Here is a 19,119-nt window from a genome sequence, read left to right on the forward strand (position 1 = left end):
TCGGCAGCGCTCCGGCGCAGCAGCCGTGCCATTGGTTGGAGCGCCTTCAGGCCCGCGCCGCGCCCAGCTCGGCCAGATGCTCGGCCAGAAAATCCAGCCGGTCGTTGCCCCAGAACACCTCCTCGCCGACCACGAAGCTGGGCACGCCAAACACGCCGACCGCCTGTGCCTGCTGCATGTGCTCGGCCAGACGCCCCCGCAAGGCCGGGTCGTCCACGGCCGCGGCCAGCGCGCCCGGATCGAGTCCTGCCCGCCGGCCGGCGTCCGTGAGCACGTCGATGTCGCCGATGTCGCGGCCCTCGCCCCACTCGGCGTGCATCACTTCCACCACATACTCGCGCAGGCGCCCCTGCTGCTCGGCCAGCAGCGAGCCGGCGCCGGCGCGCGTGGGGTCGGTGGTCACCGGCGGCGGGTTGAACGGGATGCCCAGGCGCCGGCACCAGCGGCGCACGTCCTGGCGGGCGATCGGCAGCTTGCCCTTGGCGCGTTCGGGCGACGAGCGACCGTCCCAGCCGCCCAGGGGCCGCCATTCGAAGTGGCAGTCGAAGCGGTCCAGGATGCCGAACATGGACTTCGATGCCAGGTAGCAGTACGGGCTGCGGAAGTTGAAGAACACCGTCACCGGAACGTGCCTGCTCATGCGCTGCCTCCTCTTGATTGGCCGCAGATTATCAGTCCGCGCGGCCTGCCGGTGCTGCGGGTGATCGGCTATCCTGCCCAGCCATTTCCGCCGTTTTTCCGGTAGCCAGGACCGTCCCATGAGCGAGCGCATTTCCCTGCTTCAGCACCTTACCCTGGCCGCCCGTGCCGGGCATCTGGATCCCGCCCTGGTCACCGTGGTGCAGCAGATCGGCGCCGCCAGCCGGCAGATTTCGGCGGCGCTGGCGCGCAGTGCCCTGGCCGGCGTGCTGGGGGCGACCGAAACCTCCAACGCCTCCGGCGAGGCGCAGAAAAAGCTCGACGTGCTGGCCAACGACGCCTTCATTCAGGCGCTGTCCTGGACCGGCGCGGTGGCAGGTATCGCGTCCGAGGAACTCGACGGCCCGTACCAGGTGCCCGGCGCGACCGGCGACTATCTGGTGCTGCTGGACCCGCTGGATGGCTCGTCGAACATCGACGTCAACATCTCGGTCGGGTCGATCTTCTCGATCCTGCATGCGCCCGGCGGCGCCGCCGGGCTGACGGATGTGGACTTTCTGCAACCGGGCAAGGCGCAGGTCTGCGCCGGTTTTACCGTGTACGGCCCGGCCACGGTGATGGTGCTGTGCTTCGGCCACGGCGTGCAGGGCTTCACGCTGGACCCGGTCAGCGGCGAGTTTTTGCTGACCCAGCCCGACATCCGCATCCCGGAGCGCACATCCGAGTACGCCATCAACGCGTCGAACCAGCGCTGGTGGCAGCCGCCGGTGCAGCGCTATATCGCCGAGTGCATGGCCGGCAAGGACGGGCCGCGCGGGCGGGACTTCAACATGCGCTGGGTGGGCTCGATGGTGGGCGACGTGTACCGCCTGCTGACCCGCGGCGGCATCTTCATGTATCCGCGCGACACCAAGGACGCCAGCAAGCCCGGCAAGCTGCGCCTGATGTACGAGGCGAACCCGATCGGTTACGTGGTGGAACACGCCGGCGGCGCGGCCAGCACCGGCTACGAGCGCATTCTGGATATCCCGCCCGAGAAAGTTCACCAGCGCGTGGCGGTGATCCTGGGCTCGAAGGAAGAAGTCGACACCGTGGTCGCATACCACCGGGCCGGCTGAGCGGCGTCCAGCAGTCCGACTGCCCGGCTTCTGGCGCCGCCCGCTCACTCCGCCGCCAGCGCCACCACCGGATCCAGCCGCGCCGCCTTGCGGGCCGGCAGATAGCCGAACACCAGCCCGGTACCGACCGCGGACAGAAAGGCCATGACCGCCGGCGTGGCGGCGAAGATCACCTGCATGCCGGCCAGGCGCAGCGCCAGGCCGACGCCAAAGCCGAGCGCCAACCCAAACAGCCCGCCGACCGTGCACACCACGGCCGCCTCGGTGTTGAACTGCAGCAGGATGTCGCGCATGCGCGCGCCGGTGGCCATGCGGATGCCGATCTCGCGCGTGCGCTCGGTGACGCTGACCAGCATGATGTTCATCACGCCGATGCCGCCGACCAGCAGCGAGATGGCGGCCACCGTGCCCAGCATCAGCGTGAGCGTGTCGTAGGCGGTGCTGGCGGCGTCCAGGATCGACGCCAGGTTGCGCACGCTGAAGTCCTCGGTGCGGTGACGGGCCAGCAGCAGCTGCCGGATGGCCTCCTGCGTGCTGTCCATGGTGGCCAGGTCCGCCACCTTGATCGTCAGTGCGTTCAGGTACGGCCGCCCGAACAGACGCACGAAACCGGTGGTGATCGGCACCAGCACCACGTCGTCCTGGTCGCCGCCCCAGTTGGAGGCGCCTTTCTCGCTCATCACGCCGATGACCTCGAACGGTACGTTGCGCACCAGCAGGTAGCGGCCGACCGGATCGGCGCCGTCCGGAAACAGCGTCCGCGCGACGGTTTGCCCCAGCACCGCCACCGGCGCATAGCCGCGCAGGTCACGCTCGCTGAAAAAGCTGCCGGCGGCGACCGGCCAGTCGCGCACCTCCGGCAGGCCGGTGTCGCTGCCCTGCACGGTGGTCTGGTAGTCGATGTTACCGGCGCGCACGGTCAGGCGGTTGCTGCGTTCTGGCAGCACCTGGCGCACGTTGGGCAGGGCGGCGATGGCGGTGGCGTCCTCCGGCACCAGGGTCACGATGTCGCCGCCGCCGCGAATGCCGGGCGCGCCCGGTCGGACCATGATCAGGTTGGTGCCCATGGCGGTGATCTGGGCCAGCACCTGCTGCTTGCCGCCTTCGCCCACCGCCAGCATGGCCACCACCGACGCCACACCAATGACGATGCCCAGCAGCGTCAGTGCGGTGCGCATGGCATTGGCGCGCAGCGAGCGCAGCGCCATGCGCGTGGCCTCGCCAAGTTCCGGCATCAGCACGGTGGCGGGCTCGGCCGGCGCCACGCCGGCGGGCGTGGGCGCTCGTGCCCGGTCGGCCGGCTGATCGTCCACGATGCGCCCGTCGGCGATGCGCACCACGCGCTGGGCGTGCGCGGCGACCTGGGCATCGTGCGTGATCAGCACCACCGTGCGCCCGGCCTGGTGCAGGCGCGCCAGCAGCGCCATCAGTTCCGCGCTGCTCTTGCTGTCCAGCGCCCCGGTCGGTTCGTCGGCCAGGATCACCGGCGGGTCGTTGATCAGCGCACGGGCAATGGCGACCCGCTGCTGCTGGCCGCCGGACAGCTCGTTCGGGTGGTGCCCGGCGCGATCGGCAAGACCCAGTTCGGCCAGCAGGCGCCGCGCGCGTTCGGCCCGCTCGGTCTTGGGCAGGCCGGCGTAGATGGCCGGCATCTCCACGTTGGCCTGCGCGCTGGCGCCGCCGAGCAGGTTGTAGCGCTGGAACACGAAGCCGAAGGTCTGGCGGCGCAGCGCGGCCAGCTGGTCGGAATCCAGCGCCGCCACGTCCTGGCCGCGGATCCGGTAGCGGCCGCTGTCGGGCCGGTCCAGGCAGCCGATGATGTGCATCAGCGTGCTCTTGCCGGAGCCGGACTGGCCCATGATGGCCACGAACTCGCCCGCCTCGATGCTCAGCGACACGTCGTCGAGCGCCCGCACCTGCCCAGCGCCGCTGCCGTAGTGGCGTGCGATGTCGGTCAGTTCCAGCAGCGGCATCAGGCCACCCCGGAACGTGTTTCGCAGTGGCCCTTGCGGGCAACCAGGCCGTCCCGAATAAAAACCGGGGAGGGTTGCGTCGAGCTTCCCATCAGAAAATGCCCCGCCGCGGCGCTACCTTGGTTTCGGCCGGGCGTGAAATGGCGATCTGCTCGCCCTCGGCCAGGCCGCTGCGCACCTGCGCGAACTGGCGCGACAGCAGGCCTACCTGCACCACGCGGGTGGCCAGTTTTTCGCCCTCCCGCACGCGCAGCTCGTAGGCCTGCGTGCCGGGCTGGTCCTGGTCCGGCCGGCGCTGGCCGAGCGCCGACGTGGGTACGGCGAGCGCGTTCTTGGCCTCGCCAAGAATGAAGAACACCTGCGTGCTCATGCCGTTCATCAGCTGCCGATCGCGGTTGTCGACGTCCACCAGCACGTTGTAGAGCACCACATCGTTGATGACTTCCGGCGACGGCAGCACCTGGCGCACGGTGGCCTGCCAGCGCCGCTCCAGCGCACCCAACGTGGTGAATTCGGCGGCGGTGCCGGGGCGAATGCGCATCACGTCCGCTTCCGCCACCTGGGCGCGCACGGTCATGGTGTCCAGGTCCGCGATCTGCACGATGACCGGCGCCATCTGGTTGGCGTTCAGGGTCTGGCCCTCGCGCGAGGTCTGCGTGACCACCGTGCCGGCCATCGGCGCGAAAATCTTGGTGTAGCCCAGATTGGTCTGATCGCCGTTGAGCGTGGAGATGGCTTCCTCGATCTGCGCGCTGAAGGACTTGACCGCCGCCTCGGCCACGCGCACGTCGGCCTCGCTTTGTTCGAGCTGCTCCCGGCTGGTGGCCTGCTCGGCGATCAGGCCCCGATTGCGTTCCAGCACGAGGCGGCTGTTTTGCAGCACTGCCTGTTGCTGGGCCAGCTGCGCGGTCAGCGAGGCGATGCGCGCCTGGTCGCTGGCCACGCGTGAGGCATAGATGCGCGGGTCGATTTCGGCGATCAGCTGGCCTTTTTCGACCACGTCGCCGATTTCGACGTGCAGGCGGCTGAGCTGTCCGGACACCTGCGCGCCCACATCGACGTAGGACTTGGGCTCCAGCTTGCCCTGGGCGGTGACCGTTTCGGTCAGGTCCCGGCGCGTCACCGGCTCGAAGGCAAGACCGGCCGGCAGTGCGGCCGGCGTGTCGCGCTGCCACAGGGCCAATCCGGCGCCCGCCAGTGCCAGCAGGACGATGGCGGCTATCCAACGCTTGTTCATGTTTGCCAAACCCGTGTCTTCCATGTGATTGCGGCCGCACCGGTACCATAGCCGGCCCCCGCACCGTGTTCCCACTGCCATGAACCCCCCACGCAAAGCCGTTGCCCTGATCTCCGGCGGGCTCGATTCCATGCTGGCCGCCAAGGTCATGCTGGAGCAGGGCATCCACGTCGAAGGCATCAATTTCTTCACCGGCTTCTGCGTGGAAGGCCACACGCACGCCATCCGCCGCCAGGACCGCGCCAAGCCCAAGCGCAACAACGCCCTGTGGGTGGCCGAGCAGCTCGGTATCCGCCTGCACATCGTCGATGTCATCGAGCCGTACAAGGAGGTCGTCATCAACCCCAAGCACGGCTACGGGCAGAACCTTAACCCGTGCCTGGACTGCAAGGGTTTCATGGTCGGCCAGGCGCGTACCTGGATGCAGGAAAACGGCTTCGATTTCATCATCACCGGCGAGGTGATCGGCCAGCGGCCGATGTCGCAGCGCAAGCAGACCATGCCGATCATCGCCCGCGAGTCCGGGGCCTTTGACCGCCTGCTGCGGCCTTTGTGCGCAAAGCTGCTGCCGGCTACCCTGCCGGAACGCGAAGGCTGGGTGGATCGCGAGCGTCTGTACGACTTCAATGGCCGCAGCCGCAAGCCGCAGATGGCGCTGGCCGAGAGCTTCGGCTTCACCGAATGGGCGCAGCCGGCCGGCGGCTGCTGTTTCCTGACCGATCCGAACTACAGCCACAAGCTGGCCGACCTGTGGCAGGCGCGCGGCAGCAAGGAATACGAACTGGACGACATCATGCTGCTCAAGGTGGGCCGGCACCTGCGCCCGCGGCCGAATTTCAAGCTGATCGTGGCGCGCGAGGACGGCGAGAACAACTTCCTGACCGGCTACCGGCGCCAGTTTGCACACCTGGAGCCGATCAGCCACGGCGGTCCGCTGACCCTGGTGGACGGTGTGCTGGACGAGGCCGACCTGGAGCTGGCGGCGCGCATCGTGGGCCGCTACAGCCAGGGCCGCGAGGCGCCAGCGGTCACCGTGCGCTACACGCCGCTGGGTGCCCAGCCGCGGGAAATTACGGTTGCGCCGCTGCCGGTGGAGCAGTTGCCGGCGCACTGGCACCTGTAGGCGCACCGCTGAGCTGCCGCAGTCGCTGGCGTGCCGCCTGCTCGCGCGCCGGGTCGGCGTGCCGTTCGATGCCGACGGCATACATCGACGGCGGGTTGCGCACCACCTCCAGGCGGCCGAGGTAACTGACCTCGCCGGCGCGGACCTCGACCTCCAGTTCCGGCGCCCGGCGCGGCTGGACCCGGTACAGCTGTGGCCCTTCGCGCCAGTCGTGCGGGTTCACGATGTGATAGCCATCGCTGGGCATCGGATACAGGAAGCGCCGCGTCAGCGTGATGCTGCTGATGCGGCCTTCGAGGGACACCAGGCGGTAGCGTCCCGGTGCCAGGTCCGGAATGACCATGAATTCGGTGCACTGGTAGCCACTGCGGTGCATGCCAAGCCCTTTGCCGATGCCGCTGAGCACCGCGACCCCGTAGTCGATCGTCATCTCGGCCGGCGTGTAGGCACGCAGCGCGGCATCGACGATTACCACCCCGGCGTGCGCCGTGGGGGCGAGCTGCTCCGGCACGAAGGGGCCGCAGCGGCGTTCGAAGTCGTCTGCGGCCGCTGCGGCGCCGCCGACCAACAGCGCCAGCAGGCAGCCGATCAGATGTTTCATTGCGGTAACCTCCGGTGCGCGATGACGCGCCTGTTCGCATTCTAGGGAAAGGCTGAGGTATTCAGCGTGTGCCCAGGCTCGCGCGTTCGCCGCTGACTCGATGACGGCCAGGGACGGCCTGTTCCGGCATCCTGAGCGAGGAGGAGACGTGCATGATTCTGCCGCGTGATTTGCTGCGCCGCTGCGGCGCGGCGTTGGCCGATCACCTTGCGTTCATCGACGGCGACCGGCGCCGCACCTGGGGCGACATGGACCGCCGCGCCGATCGCCTGGCCGCGGCCCTGCAGGGGCTCGGCATCGGCAAGGGCGACGTGTGCGCGGTGCTGGCGCACGACCGCGTAGAAGTGGTCGAGCACTGGTACGCCTGCCTGAAGCTGGGCGCGCTTCGCGTGGGCATCAACTGGCGCTATGCGGCGCGCGAGATGCTGCACCTGCTGCACGACTCGTCGGCGCGCGCGCTGCTGGTGGAAGCATCCTGCGTGCCGCTGCTGGCCGGCGAACTGGACGCCCTGCGCCGGGCGGGGCTGATCCTGATCGGCTTTGGCGCCGGCCACGGTCTGCCGCTGGACTACGACACCCTGCTGGCCAAGGCGGACAGGCGTCCGACCCTGCCGGCACTGGCCGAAGACGACCTGATCGCCATCAGCTACACCACCGGCACCACCGGTCTGCCCAAGGGCGCGCTGTGGACGCAGCGCGGCGTGCGCGATGCGCTGGTGTATTCGAGCCTGATGCTGGGCCTGCGCCAGTCGGACCTGTACTACGCGCCGTTTCCGATGGCCGGCGTGCCGCTGCTGTGTGCCACCTTGGGCTTGGTCAACGGCATGGCGGTGCTGCTGCCGGATGGCGATTTCGACGCCGCCCGCAGTCTGGAATTGATGGCCGAGCACCGCGCCACCACCGGCATCTTCGTGCCGACCATGCTGCAGCGGCTGCTGGAGCGCCACGCCGCTGGCCACCACGACCTGTCCGCGCTGCGCATGGTCAGCTACGGCTCCTCGCCGGCCACGCCGCAGTTGATCCGCGGCGCCATGAGCCAGCTCGGCTGCGAGATGATCCAGCTGTATGGCCTCACCGAGGCCACCGCCGGCTGGCTGAGTTTCCTGCAGCACGAGGATCATCTGCAGGCGCTGGGCGGCCGTCCGGAGTTGCTCGGCTCCTGCGGACGGCCGGCGCTGCACGTCGACCTGTCCATCCGCGGCCCGGACGGCCAGGCGCTGCCGGCCGGCGAAATCGGCGAAATCTGGGTCCAGGGCAGCGTCACAACGCCCGGTTACCTGAACCGCCCTGACGAGAACGCCGAGCTGCTGAGTGGCTCCTGGCTGCGCACGCATGACCTCGGTCGCATCGACGAGGAGGGTTACCTGTACCTGACCGACCGCAAGAAGTTTCTGATCATCACCGGCGGCTACAACGTGTACCCGGTGACGGTGGAGGCGGTGCTGGCCGAGCACCCGGCGGTGCGCGAGGTGGCCGTGGTCGGCGCGCCGCACCGGGATTGGGGCGAGGCGGTGGTGGCCATCGTCAGCCTCAGGCCCGGCCAGCGCGCCACGGTCGATGAACTGCTGGCGTTCTGCCGCCCGCGCCTGGGTCGCTTCGAGCAGCCCAAGCACGTCGTGTTCATGGATGAACTGCCCAAGGGCGCCACCGGCAAGATCGCCAAGGCCAATCTGCGCGACGGCCTGCGGGCCGATCCGGCAAGTCTGCCCTGGCCGGCCGCGTGAGCGCCGGCCGGCCGGCGGCCTGGCGCAACGCCTGGACCATGCTGGCGCTGCTGATCGTGGGCCAGATGGCGATGTCGTCCGGATCGTATCTGTGGGGTCCGCTGGCGCCGTTTCTGGTGGCCGAGCTGTCGGTCAGCAAGGCCCAGTTCGGCGCCGTGCAGTCCGCCTTCTACGTGGTTGGCGCGCTGATGGCGGTGCCGGCCGGCGTGCTGGCCGATCGCCTGGACGGGCGCTGGCTGCTGCTGGCCTGCCTGCTGGCGATGGCGATTCCGCTGGCCCTGCTCAGCCGCGCCAGCAGCTTGCTGACAGTAACCGTGCTGGCCGGGCTGTGCGGGCTTGGCAATGGCGCCATCAATCAGGTCGGCGCCCGCGGCGTACTGCACTGGTTTCCGCCGCAGCGGCGGGCCACGGCCATGGGCCTGCGCCAGACCGGCAACATGCTGGGCGCCGCGCTGGCCGCGGCGGCGCTGCCAGGTCTGGCTTCATGGCTGGGCTGGCGCATGGCGGTACTGCTGGTGGCCGCCGGCGCAGGTCTCGCGGCGGTGCTCAGCGGCCTGTTGTATCGCGAGCGGCCGGTGGACCTCGACGCCGCGCCAGGCGCCGCCAGGCCGGGCCTCAAGGCCGTGGCCGGGCAGCTTTTCTCGAATCGACCCTTCGTGCGCCTGCTGCTGCTGGCGCCGTTCATCGCCTACGCGCAGATTGCGATGACGACGTTCTTTGTGCTGTTCCTGACCGATCGCCAGGGCATTGCGGCCGCGGCAGCCGGCAGCTTGCTCAGCGGCGCCCTGCTCGCCGCAGCGCTGGGCCGGGTCGCCTGGGGCATGATCGCGGACCGCTTTTTCACTCACGCCCGCGGTCGTTGCCTGGCACTGGTGATGGCGCTCACCGCAGCCGCGGCGACGGCGCTTGCGCTGTTGCCGGCCAACGGTCCGCTGATCGTGCCGGCGCTGGTCGGCCTGCTGTATGGCTTTTGCGCCATGGGCTGGCAGGGTCTGCTGATGATCGTGATCGCCGAGTCGGTCGGCATAGCCGTGGCCGGCACGGCGGTTGGCCTGCTGATCAATGTGGCCTGGGGCGGCTTCGTGCTGGGGCCGGTGGCGTTCGGCGCGCTGGTCGACGGACCCGGCTACGGTACGGCCTGGGCGTCGGTTGCACTGGTTTCCGCGCTGTGCGCGCTGGCCTTGTGGCAGCCGCCCCCGGCCAGCCGAACGCCTGCCTGAGTCGACTCCGGCCGGTCGGCGGGCGTTACAGCCGCGTCACCACCTCGTCCAGGCGGCGCCGGGGGGTGGGGGCAGGCAGCTCGGCCGGGTAGCCGACGCTGATGATGGCCACCGGGTCCAGGTGCTGCGCCAGTTCCAGTTGGGCGCACACCCGGTCGCGGTCGAAGCGGCCGACCCAGGCCGAGGCCAGGCCCGCGGCGACGGCGGCCAGTTGCGCATAGGCGGCGGCGATGGTGGCGTCCTGGGTCGCGAACAGCTCGCAGCCGCGGGCGCCGAAGCGTTCGCGCGGCCGTTCGCGGTCGGCGCAGAACACAAGTGCCAGGGGCGCCTCGGCGAGGAAGGTCTGGTCCGGGGCGGCCTCCTGCAGGCGGCCGCGGGCGTCGGCTGCGGTCAGGACGAACACGTGGTAGGACTGCAAGTCGCCGGCCGACGGGGCGGTCGATACCGCCTCCAGGATGGCGTGCAGTTTTTCCGCTTCGACCGGCATGTCCGGCTGGTAGCGACGCACCGAGTGGCGGTGGCGTACGGTCTGGAAGAAGTCCCACATGGCGGCACGCTCCTCGCCGCGCCGGGCGGCGTTTACTGCACGGTGGCCAGTTTGCCGGCCCGCTCGGTGGCCGGATGGCTCGGGTAGTTCAGGTTCAGCACGCGCAGGGCGTCGGTGGCCTGCGTCTCAAGCCCAAGGATACGGTACGCGGTGACCATCAGTTCCAGCGCTTCGGGCGTAAATTCGCTGCGCGGGTAGGTTTCGACAACGTGGCGGGCGCGGGCGGCCACCGCCAGGTAGGCACCGCGCTTCATGTAGTAACGGGCCACCAGGATGTCCTGTTCGGCCATCTGGTTGCGCAGATAGACCATGCGCTGGCGGGCGTCCGGGGCGTAGCGGCTGTCCGGGAAGCTGCGCAGCAGCTGGCCGAAGCTGTCGAAGGCCTGGCGGGCGTTGTTCATGTCGCGTGCGGCGAGGTTCTGCGGCAGCCATTTTTCCAGGATCGACACTTCGCGCTTGAAGTGCACCAGGCCTTTCAGGTAGTAGGCGTACTCGACATTCGGGTGCAGCGGGTACAGGCGCACGAAGCGGTCGGCGGCCTCGATGGCCAGTTCCGCGTCGCCGTTCTTGTAGTAGGCGTAGGCGACGTCGATCAGGGACTGCTGCGAGTAGACGCCATAGGGGTAGCGCGCTTCGAGCTTCTCGTACAGGTCGATGGCTTCCTGGTAGCCGCCGTCGAGCGTGGCCTTGCGGGCTTCCTGGTAGAGCTTTTCCACCGACCAGCCTTCGGTGCGATCTTCGGTTTTCTTGGTGCCCGGCTCGCCGCCGCAGGCAGCCAGCAGTGCAATCAGGGCCAGGCAGCACAGACGCAGGCCGACACGGGGCGACAGGGGCACGGGCGATTCTCGGCAGGGCAGGGTCGCGGCGCGCCTTAGAATGGCGCACGACGCGGCAAGGGACACACATGGAAGCGCGCGAACTATATCAAACACCCCCCGAGCTGGCCGGTCAGCGGTTGGACCAGGTGCTGGCCCTGCTGCTGCCGGAATACTCGCGCAGCCGGCTGCAGGAGTGGATCCGCGACGGCCGGGTGGCGGTGGACGGTGCGCAGCTGGCGGCCAGCGGCCGTCTGCGTGGGGGCGAGCAGATCTGCGTGCAGGTGCCGCGGCAGAACGCCGATGCCGTGCCGGCGGCCGAGGCGATTGCGCTCGACATCGTTCACGAGGATGCCGACCTGCTGGTGGTGAACAAGCCGGCCGGTTTGGTGGTGCATCCGGGTGCCGGCAACCCGGTCGGTACGCTGATGAACGCGCTGCTGCACTACGATCCGGGCTTGGCCGACGTGCCGCGGGCCGGCATCGTGCATCGCCTGGACAAGGACACCACTGGCCTGCTGCTGGTGGCCCGCACGCTGCCGGCGCACAAGCGCCTGGTGGAGCAGCTCGCGGCGCGTGAGGTACACCGCGAGTATCTGGCACTGGTGCAGGGGCAGATCATCGCCGGCGGCACGGTGGACGCGCCGATCGGTCGGCACCGCCAGGATCGCACGCGCATGGCGGTCAGCCAGGGCGGTCGCGAGGCGGTGACGCACTACCGGGTGGCGCAGCGCTTTCGCCAGCACACGCTGCTGCGGGTGATGCTGGAGACCGGCCGAACGCACCAGATTCGCGTGCACCTGGCGAGCATCGGTCATGCGGTGGTGGGGGATCCGACCTACAGTCGCCTGCGTCTGCCGGCCGGCGCCAGCGCCGAATGCGTGGCGGCGCTGGGTGGATTCCGCCGGCAGGCGCTGCACGCGGCGCGCCTGGAGCTGGCTCACCCGATCAGCGACGAGCCGCTGGAATTCTCGGCCCCGCTGCCGGCCGACATGGCGGATTTGTTGGACGTGCTGGCGCGGGACACGGAGCAGGCCGGTGCCTGAAGTCGGGGTGTTCATGCCCGACTGGCCCTTGCCGCCCGGCGTGCGCGCGGCGAGCACGACGCGCCTGGGCGGTGTCAGCCTCGGCGCTTATGGGGGCTTGAACCTCGGCGATCACGTCGGGGACGATCCGCGCGCCGTGGCGGCCAATCGCGCCGCCCTCACGCAGGCGCTCCGGCTGCCGGCGCCGCCGCTGTGGCTGTCGCAGGTGCACGGTAGCGCGGTCGCGGGCGCCGACGATCCGCTGGGCATCGCGGCCGATGCCCGCTACGCGGATCGCCCGGGCGTGGTGTGCGCGGTGCTCACCGCCGACTGTCTGCCCCTGCTGCTGTGCAGCGACGATGGCCGCGAGGTCGCCGCCGTGCACTGCGGCTGGCGTGGTCTGGCGGCCGGCATCGTCGGCCGCGCCTTGGCGCGTTTTGCGGCGGCGCCCAGTTCCGTCGGAGCGTGGCTGGGCCCGGCCATCGGTCCTGCCGCCTTCGAGGTCGGCGCCGAGGTGTGGGACATTTTCGTGTGCCGTGATTCGGGCGCGGCGAGCTGCTTTTGCGCGGGCACCGGCGGGCGCTGGCTGGCGGATTTATATGGTCTGGCGCGGCGTGATCTGGCCGCTGCCGGCGTGCAGCGCGTGTACGGAGGTGACCTGTGCACGGTGGCGGACCGCGAGCGGTTCTATTCCTACCGCCGCGACGGCGTCACCGGCCGCATGGCCAGCCTGGTCTGGCGCGAGGCCTGAGTTAGGCTGTACCCATGAAGTGGATGCGTCGCCTGTTGTTCATCGTCGCGCTGCTGGTGGCCGCGCTGGTCGCCGCCGCGCTGCTGCTGCCGCGCCTGGTGGACAGCGAAACCCTGCGCAGCATGCTGGTCATTGCGGCCCGCACGCACACCGGCCGCGAGCTTACGGTCGAGGGTGAGGTGCACTTCGCGCTGTTGCCGCGCCCGGCGGTGGTCCTGCCGCGCCTGCGGCTTGCCAATGCCGAAGGCTTTGGCGCCGAGCCGTTTGCCAGCCTGGAAGAGGCGCGCGCCAACCTGCGTCTGTGGCCGTTGCTGCGGGGGCGCTTGCAGGTGGCCAGCGTCCACGTCGACCGCCCGCAACTGCGCCTGATGGTGGACGCCCGCGGCCACAGCAACTGGGCAGACCTGTTGCCGCAGCCGCAGCCCGCGCCGCCAGCCCGCGGTGCGTCGAGTTCCGGCGGTGTCATGACGGGTCTTGCCGGGCGGGTCGGCATCGGCCAGCTGACGCTGCGCGAGGCCGATATCCTGTGGACCGATCAGGCGAGCGGGCGCTGGGCGCGGCTGCACGATCTGGACATTGCGCTGGGCGCGCTCGACCCGGGCGGCCCGTTGCCGCTGAGCGCCAGCGGCGTGATCGATACCGGCGACCCCCAGCGCAGCGCACAGCTCGAACTGGCCGCCACGGCGCAGCGCGCCGCGAATGGCACTTGGCGCGCTGAGGATCTGCGGCTGGATGCCGTCCTCGGCGGTGCGCCGCTGCGTGAGGCGCTGACGCTGCGCCTGACCGCGGATGCCGGCTTCGATCCGGCGCAGACCCGTCTGCGGCTGCGCCGCCTGATGCTCGAAGGCGATCCGGTGCAGCTGCGCGGCGAACTGACGCTGGCGCGCGGCGACGACGCGGTACCGGTACTGGGCGCGCAGCTGCGCCTGGAGCGGCTCGACGCACGGGCGCTGGCGACGCTGTTCGGGCAGACTCTGACGACGGCCGATCCGCAAGCCCTGACGCGCATCGAGGGCGACCTCGACATCGGTGCCAACACGAGCGAAATCAACCTGGCGCGCATCGATCTGGCGGTTGATGACAGCCACTGGCGCGGCACTGCGCGTGTGAGCGATTTTTCCGATCCGGCCCTGCGTTTCGCGCTGGAGGTCGATCGGCTCGATCTGGATCGCTACCTGCCCGGCGAGCCGGCGCCGGCGCAGCACGCGCCGGCCACCGGCACCGAACCCACGCCCGCGGCGCCGGCCGGCTCGCCGGCCGATGCGCTGCGCCGTCTGGCGCGGCTGGACCTGGACGGCACGCTCAATGTGGCGACGCTGACCGTGCGCGGGCTGAGCTTCGAGCGCGTCGCGCTGCGGGCGCGTTCAGGCGACGGTCAGATGACGCTGCAACCGGTCAGCGCCAGTCTGTACGGCGGCAGTGCCGAGGCCAGTGCGCAGGTCGACGTGCGGCGCAGCGAGCCCGCGCTTCGCCTGAAACTGGCTGCCACCGACGTGGCAGCCGGTCCGCTGCTGGCGGCCCTGACCGGGAAGGACGCCTTACAGGGACGCATTGCGCTGGGTGGCGAACTGACGGGCGCGGCCGCCACCGGCGATGCCCTGCTGCGCAGTCTGAACGGCACGGCGCGCCTGAGCAGCAGCGACGGCGTGCTCAAGGGCATCAACGCTGACCGCAGTATCTGCCAGGCGCGCGCGGTGATAGCCCGGACGCGCGACAAGGACGCCGAAGAATGTGATCCGAGTCCCGACACGCGGTTCTCGGCGCTGCGCATGAGCGGCCCGATCGCGGCCGGCGTATGGCGCAGCGAAGATCTCATGCTCGAGCAGGTGCGTTTTCGGCCCGGCCGCTTCTATCGCATCACCGGCGCCGGCACGCTGGATCTGGCCAGCAGCGAGATCGACTATCGGCTCAAGGCGGCGTCGGTACGTCGCAGCGCTGATGGCGCGGCCCAGGAGGATGCCCGCGAGGCGCCGGTGCCGCTGCGGGTGCGCGGCCGACCCGGCGCCTTCAAGGTGGAGCCGGAATTGAAGGACGCCCTGCGTGATGAGGCCGTGCGCCGCCTGCAGGAGAAGCTCGGGCCGAAGCCGGACGGGGCGCGCGAGTCGTCGGGCAAGACCATGCTGCGCGGCCTGTTCGGGCGTTGACCCCGGGCGCAGGCGCATCGCGCCCCTCGTGCGGGCGGGCGGTTTGCGCCCGGCAGTCCGATCAAGGTGGTCGCCCGCTGCTTGCCGTTACGGAAAGCCGGTGGCTAGAATGCCGGTCCCCGCGGGTGTAGTTCAATGGTAGAACGGGAGCTTCCCAAGCTCTCAGCGAGGGTTCGATTCCCTTCACCCGCTCCAGATTCCCCGGTGGCGAGCAGTTTTGTGACCCGCGCGAGCGCCGACGGCCTTGAGCGGCTCCCTGCCGGGAGCCGGGGCGGTGCCGTGCGCGCCGGCCACCCGTTGACGTCGCTGCGGATGGCCCAGATAATGCGCGGCTATTTCCCCGGAGGGGTTCCCGAGCGGTCAAAGGGATCAGACTGTAAATCTGACGGCTCAGCCTTCGGAGGTTCGAATCCTCCCCCCTCCACCATTTGGATCATCCCGTCAATCGCCGTCACGGCGGCGGTTTTCGGTGCCGGTAAGGTGCCGGCGCGGGTGTAGTTCAATGGTAGAACTTCAGCCTTCCAAGCTGATAGCGTGGGTTCGATTCCCATCACCCGCTCCATTATTTGTACCGGGGACGAACGCGCTCACGTAGCTCAGTCGGTAGAGCACTTCCTTGGTAAGGAAGAGGTCGCTGGTTCGATTCCAGTCGTGAGCACCAGTTGTGTTTCATTTCGGCGCCGCAGGGTCGGCATCCGTCAGTTTCAGCAGAGGTTAGGGCATGTCCAAGGCCAAATTTGAGCGAACCAAGCCGCACGTGAACGTGGGCACGATCGGTCACGTGGATCACGGTAAGACGACGCTGACGGCGGCGCTGACCAAGATCGGCGCGGAGCGTTTTGGCGGGGAATTCAAGGCCTACGACCAGATCGACAACGCGCCGGAAGAGCGGGCGCGCGGCATCACCATTGCGACCGCGCACGTCGAGTACGAGTCCCCGACCCGCCACTACGCGCACGTCGACTGCCCCGGTCACGCCGACTATGTGAAGAACATGATCACCGGTGCGGCGCAGATGGACGGCGCCATCCTGGTGGTGTCGGCGGCCGACGGCCCGATGCCGCAGACCCGCGAGCACATCCTGCTGGCGCGTCAGGTGGGCGTGCCGTACATCGTCGTGTTCCTGAACAAGGCCGACATGGTCGACGACCCCGAACTGCTCGAGCTGGTCGAGATGGAAGTGCGCGAACTGCTGACCCAGTACGGCTTCCCGGGCGACGACACCCCGATCGTGACCGGCAGCGCGCTGAAGGCGCTCGAGGGCGACCAGAGCGAAATCGGCGTGCCGGCCATCCTGAAACTGGTCGACGCCATCGACAGCTACATCCCGCTGCCGGAGCGCGCCATCGACGGCGCGTTCCTGATGCCGGTCGAGGACGTGTTCTCCATCTCCGGGCGCGGCACCGTAGTGACCGGTCGTGTCGAGCGGGGCATCGTCAAGGTCGGTGACGAAATCGAGATCGTGGGCATGCGCCCGACCATCAAGACCACCTGCACCGGCGTGGAAATGTTCCGCAAGCTGCTGGACCAGGGCCAGGCGGGCGACAACGTGGGCGTGCTGCTGCGCGGCACCAAGCGGGACGAGGTCGAGCGTGGTCAAGTGCTGTGCAAGCCTGGCTCGATCACCCCGCACACCAAGTTCGAGGCCGAGGTGTACATCCTGTCCAAGGACGAGGGCGGGCGCCACACGCCGTTCTTCAAGGGCTACCGCCCGCAGTTCTACTTCCGGACCACCGACGTGACCGGCAGCTGCGAGCTGCCGGCGGGCACCGAGATGGTGATGCCGGGCGACAACGTGAACCTGCAGGTATCGCTGATCACGCCGATCGCGATGGACGACGGCCTGCGGTTTGCGATCCGCGAGGGCGGCCGCACGGTCGGCGCCGGCGTGGTTGTCAAGGTGATCGAGTAAGGTCCGGCTGGATGCCGGTGCGGCGGGTGTTGCAAGGTACAGGCCAGTAGCTCAATCGGTAGAGCGGCGGTCTCCAAAACCGCAGGTTGGGGGTTCGATTCCCTCCTGGCCTGCCATTTCTGGGCCGGTTTCAAAGACACTCTCGAAGGCTCACGAATATGGCAGTCAATGCGCCGATGGCGAAGCAGGGGTTTGCGGATCGTCTGAAGCTGACCCTGGCCGTGGCGGTGCTGGTGGCCGGCGTGGTCGGGTTCTATGTCCTGGCCGATCAGCCGCAGGTCGTGCGCGTGCTGGTGGTGCTGGCCAGTGTCGGACTGGCGCTGCTGGTTGGCTTGCGCAGTGGTCCGGGTGGGCGCCTGTGGGGGTTTTTGAAGGACTCGCGCACCGAGGTGCGGCGCGTGGTCTGGCCGACGCGGCGCGAGACGCTGCAGACCACGGGGATCGTGTTCGTGGCGGCGGTGGTGGTCGGCCTCATGCTGTGGTTTTTTGACTGGGTGATCAGCCTCGCGATCAGGGGCTTCATGGGCATGGGGGGCTGATCGGTGGCGATGCGTTGGTATGTGGTGCACGCCTACTCGGGCTACGAGAAAACCGTGCAGCGCGCGCTCAAGGAGCGCGTCGCGCGGGCCGGCCTGGAGGACCGATTCGGCGAGATCCTGGTCCCGACCGAGGAAGTGGTCGAGATGAAGGACGGCCAGAAGCGGTCCAGTGAGCGCAAGTTCTTTCCCGGCTACGTGCTGGTGCAGATGGAAATGGACGAGGAAACCTGGCACCTGGTGCGCAGCGTGCCGCGGGTGCTCGGGTTCATCGGCGGCAGCGGCGACAAGCCGGCTCCGATCACCGAGCGCGAGGCGGACGAAATCCTCAGCCGCGTGCGCGAGGGTCAGGACAAGCCAAGGCCGAAGGTGTTGTTTGAAGTCGGTGAGATGGTGCGCGTGGCCGATGGTCCCTTCAACGACTTCAACGGCGTTGTCGAGCACGTCAATTACGAGAAGAACCGTCTGAACGTGTCGGTGATGATTTTCGGCCGGTCCACGCCGGTCGAGCTGGATTTCTCCCAGGTGGAGAAAGCCTAGCCGCCCTCGTGGCGACAACGGGGAGCCGTAAGGCGCTGTACCCGTCAACTGGAACTTTGAAATGGCAAAAAAAGTCAGTGCGTATATCAAGCTGCAGGTGAAGGCCGGTCAGGCCAACCCCAGCCCGCCGGTCGGCCCGGCGCTGGGTCAGCGTGGCGTGAACATCATGGAGTTCGTCAAGGCCTTCAACGCCGAGACCGCCAGCATGGAGCCGGGCTTGCCGGTACCGGTGGTGATCACGGTTTACGAGGACCGCAGCTTCACCTTCGTCAAGAAGACCACGCCTGCGTCGGTGCTGCTGCGCAAGGCCGCCGGTATCGCGAAGGGCAGCCCGAACCCGAACACCAACAAGGTCGGCGTGGTTACCCGCGCGCAGCTGGAAGAAATCGTCCGCGCCAAGGAGCCGGACCTGACAGCGGCCGATCTGGAAGCGGCGCTGCGCACCATTGCCGGCAGCGCGCGCAGCATGGGTCTGACGGTGGAGGGGGTCTGACATGGCTAACAGCAAACGACGCCGCGCGATCGACCAGAAGCTGGCCGGCCGCCGCCAGCTGCCGCTGGCCGATGCCCTCAGCCTGCTGCAGGAAGTGGCGAGCGCCAAGTTCGACGAGTCGATGGACGTGGCCCTGAACCTGGGGGTCGACCCGCGCAAATCCGATCAGGTCGTGCGCGGCGCCACCGTGCTGCCGCACGGCACCGGCAAGAAGGCCCGCGTGGCCGTGTTCGCGCAGGGTCAGGCGGCCGAAGCGGCCACCGCTGCCGGTGCCGATGCCGTCGGCATGGAGGATCTTGCCGAGCGCATTCGCGGCGGCGATCTGGATTTCAGTGTGGTGATCGCCGCCCCGGACGCCATGCGCGTGGTCGGTACTCTGGGTCAGGTGCTCGGTCCGCGGGGTCTGATGCCCAATCCCAAGGTCGGTACGGTGACCCCCGATGTGGCGACCGCCGTCAGCAACGCGAAGAAGGGCCAGGTGCGTTTTCGCACCGACAAGGCCGGCATCGTGCACTTCGTGATCGGCCGTGTGTCGTTCCCGGTCGAGGCCCTGCGCGAGAACCTGCAGGCGGTGCTGGCGGACGTGCAAAGGCTCAAGCCGGCCACCTCTAAGGGCACTTACCTGCGCAAGGTGACGGTCTCGTCCACCATGGGTCCGGGGTTGTCCGTCGATCTGGCCAGTCTCGGCCAGTGAGCCGGCGGTCTACTTAGTCAATAAAGG

Annotated in this window: 18 protein-coding genes and 5 tRNA genes; 17 read left to right on the forward strand and 6 right to left on the reverse strand. The window is 69.0% G+C overall.

Translation table 11 applies throughout. From position 1 onward, the window contains the following. Positions 1-46: 46 nt before the first annotated feature. On the reverse strand, positions 47-640 hold the full coding sequence (locus tag H5U26_RS03410) for a 2-hydroxychromene-2-carboxylate isomerase (protein WP_290616652.1): 594 nt from the start codon (positions 638-640) through the stop codon (positions 47-49). 118 nt (positions 641-758) lie between these two features. Between H5U26_RS03410 and H5U26_RS03415 the strand changes: the two genes are divergently transcribed. Beyond that, positions 759-1,757 (forward strand): class 1 fructose-bisphosphatase, encoded by a 999-nt coding sequence (locus H5U26_RS03415; RefSeq protein WP_290616654.1) that lies wholly within the window; start codon positions 759-761, stop codon positions 1,755-1,757. Between the two features lie 44 nt (positions 1,758-1,801). On the opposite strand, the gene H5U26_RS03420 is transcribed toward H5U26_RS03415, so the two are convergent. Continuing rightward, on the reverse strand, positions 1,802-3,730 hold the full coding sequence (locus tag H5U26_RS03420; RefSeq protein WP_290616656.1) for a MacB family efflux pump subunit: 1,929 nt from the start codon (positions 3,728-3,730) through the stop codon (positions 1,802-1,804). Between the two features lie 91 nt (positions 3,731-3,821). Then, positions 3,822-4,967, reverse strand: coding sequence for an efflux RND transporter periplasmic adaptor subunit (locus tag H5U26_RS03425; protein ID WP_290616658.1), 1,146 nt, complete (start codon positions 4,965-4,967; stop codon positions 3,822-3,824). Positions 4,968-5,046: 79 nt separating this feature from the next. Between H5U26_RS03425 and H5U26_RS03430 the strand changes: the two genes are divergently transcribed. Next, entirely contained in the window at positions 5,047-6,090 is a 1,044-nt protein-coding gene (locus tag H5U26_RS03430; protein ID WP_290616660.1) for a hypothetical protein, read from the forward strand. Here the strand turns inward: H5U26_RS03430 and H5U26_RS03435 are convergent. Continuing rightward, on the reverse strand, positions 6,038-6,691 hold the full coding sequence (locus H5U26_RS03435; RefSeq protein WP_290616662.1) for a hypothetical protein: 654 nt from the start codon (positions 6,689-6,691) through the stop codon (positions 6,038-6,040). The two genes, H5U26_RS03430 and H5U26_RS03435, sit on opposite strands and share 53 nt — an antisense overlap. Before the next feature lie 152 nt (positions 6,692-6,843). Between H5U26_RS03435 and H5U26_RS03440 the strand changes: the two genes are divergently transcribed. Further along, entirely contained in the window at positions 6,844-8,415 is a 1,572-nt protein-coding gene (locus H5U26_RS03440) for an AMP-binding protein (RefSeq protein ID WP_290616664.1), read from the forward strand. After that, entirely contained in the window at positions 8,412-9,635 is a 1,224-nt protein-coding gene (locus H5U26_RS03445) for an MFS transporter (protein ID WP_290616666.1), read from the forward strand. Before H5U26_RS03440 ends, H5U26_RS03445 begins: the two co-directional genes overlap by 4 nt. A 25-nt stretch (positions 9,636-9,660) precedes the next feature. On the opposite strand, the gene H5U26_RS03450 is transcribed toward H5U26_RS03445, so the two are convergent. Further along, entirely contained in the window at positions 9,661-10,182 is a 522-nt protein-coding gene (locus tag H5U26_RS03450; RefSeq protein ID WP_290616669.1) for a nitroreductase family protein, read from the reverse strand. A 32-nt stretch (positions 10,183-10,214) separates the two neighbouring features. Further along, positions 10,215-11,018, reverse strand: a complete 804-nt coding sequence (locus H5U26_RS03455) for an outer membrane protein assembly factor BamD (protein ID WP_290616671.1) — start codon at positions 11,016-11,018, stop codon at positions 10,215-10,217. Between the two features lie 68 nt (positions 11,019-11,086). Between H5U26_RS03455 and rluD the strand changes: the two genes are divergently transcribed. From rluD to rplA, 13 genes are all read left to right on the forward strand, one after another. Beyond that, a complete protein-coding gene (gene rluD, locus H5U26_RS03460) occupies positions 11,087-12,043 on the forward strand; it encodes a 23S rRNA pseudouridine(1911/1915/1917) synthase RluD (RefSeq protein WP_290616673.1) in 957 nt (318 codons plus the stop codon). Positions 12,044-12,056: 13 nt separating this feature from the next. Next, positions 12,057-12,773, forward strand: a complete 717-nt coding sequence (gene pgeF, locus H5U26_RS03465) for a peptidoglycan editing factor PgeF (RefSeq protein WP_366055876.1) — start codon at positions 12,057-12,059, stop codon at positions 12,771-12,773. A 14-nt stretch (positions 12,774-12,787) separates the two neighbouring features. Beyond that, complete coding sequence (locus H5U26_RS03470) at positions 12,788-14,917, forward strand: AsmA family protein (RefSeq protein ID WP_290616677.1); 2,130 nt, start codon at positions 12,788-12,790, stop codon at positions 14,915-14,917. A gap of 121 nt (positions 14,918-15,038) precedes the next feature. After that, positions 15,039-15,112 (forward strand) — tRNA-Gly (locus H5U26_RS03475). A 147-nt stretch (positions 15,113-15,259) separates the two neighbouring features. After that, positions 15,260-15,344, forward strand: a tRNA-Tyr gene (locus tag H5U26_RS03480). A 61-nt stretch (positions 15,345-15,405) separates the two neighbouring features. After that, positions 15,406-15,479 (forward strand) — tRNA-Gly (locus tag H5U26_RS03485). A 23-nt stretch (positions 15,480-15,502) separates the two neighbouring features. Continuing rightward, positions 15,503-15,578 (forward strand) — tRNA-Thr (locus H5U26_RS03490). A gap of 60 nt (positions 15,579-15,638) precedes the next feature. Beyond that, the gene (gene tuf / locus H5U26_RS03495) at positions 15,639-16,829 is read left to right on the forward strand and encodes an elongation factor Tu (RefSeq protein WP_290616679.1); all 1,191 of its coding nucleotides are present in this window, start codon (positions 15,639-15,641) and stop codon (positions 16,827-16,829) included. A gap of 40 nt (positions 16,830-16,869) precedes the next feature. After that, positions 16,870-16,945 (forward strand) — tRNA-Trp (locus tag H5U26_RS03500). 42 nt (positions 16,946-16,987) lie between these two features. Next, positions 16,988-17,368 carry a preprotein translocase subunit SecE gene (gene secE, locus H5U26_RS03505; RefSeq protein ID WP_290616681.1) on the forward strand — a complete coding sequence of 127 codons (381 nt, stop codon included), beginning with the start codon at positions 16,988-16,990 and terminating at the stop codon, positions 17,366-17,368. Between the two features lie 3 nt (positions 17,369-17,371). Further along, positions 17,372-17,905: a transcription termination/antitermination protein NusG gene (nusG, locus tag H5U26_RS03510; RefSeq protein WP_366055864.1), complete on the forward strand. Its 534-nt coding sequence runs from the start codon at positions 17,372-17,374 to the stop codon at positions 17,903-17,905. Between the two features lie 61 nt (positions 17,906-17,966). Then, positions 17,967-18,398, forward strand: a complete 432-nt coding sequence (rplK, locus tag H5U26_RS03515; RefSeq protein WP_290616683.1) for a 50S ribosomal protein L11 — start codon at positions 17,967-17,969, stop codon at positions 18,396-18,398. Position 18,399: 1 nt separating this feature from the next. Then, on the forward strand, positions 18,400-19,092 hold the full coding sequence (gene rplA, locus H5U26_RS03520; protein WP_290616685.1) for a 50S ribosomal protein L1: 693 nt from the start codon (positions 18,400-18,402) through the stop codon (positions 19,090-19,092). Positions 19,093-19,119: the final 27 nt, after the last annotated feature.

The sequence above is a fragment of the Immundisolibacter sp. genome, from assembly GCF_014359565.1.
Lineage (GTDB): Bacteria > Pseudomonadota > Gammaproteobacteria > Immundisolibacterales > Immundisolibacteraceae > Immundisolibacter.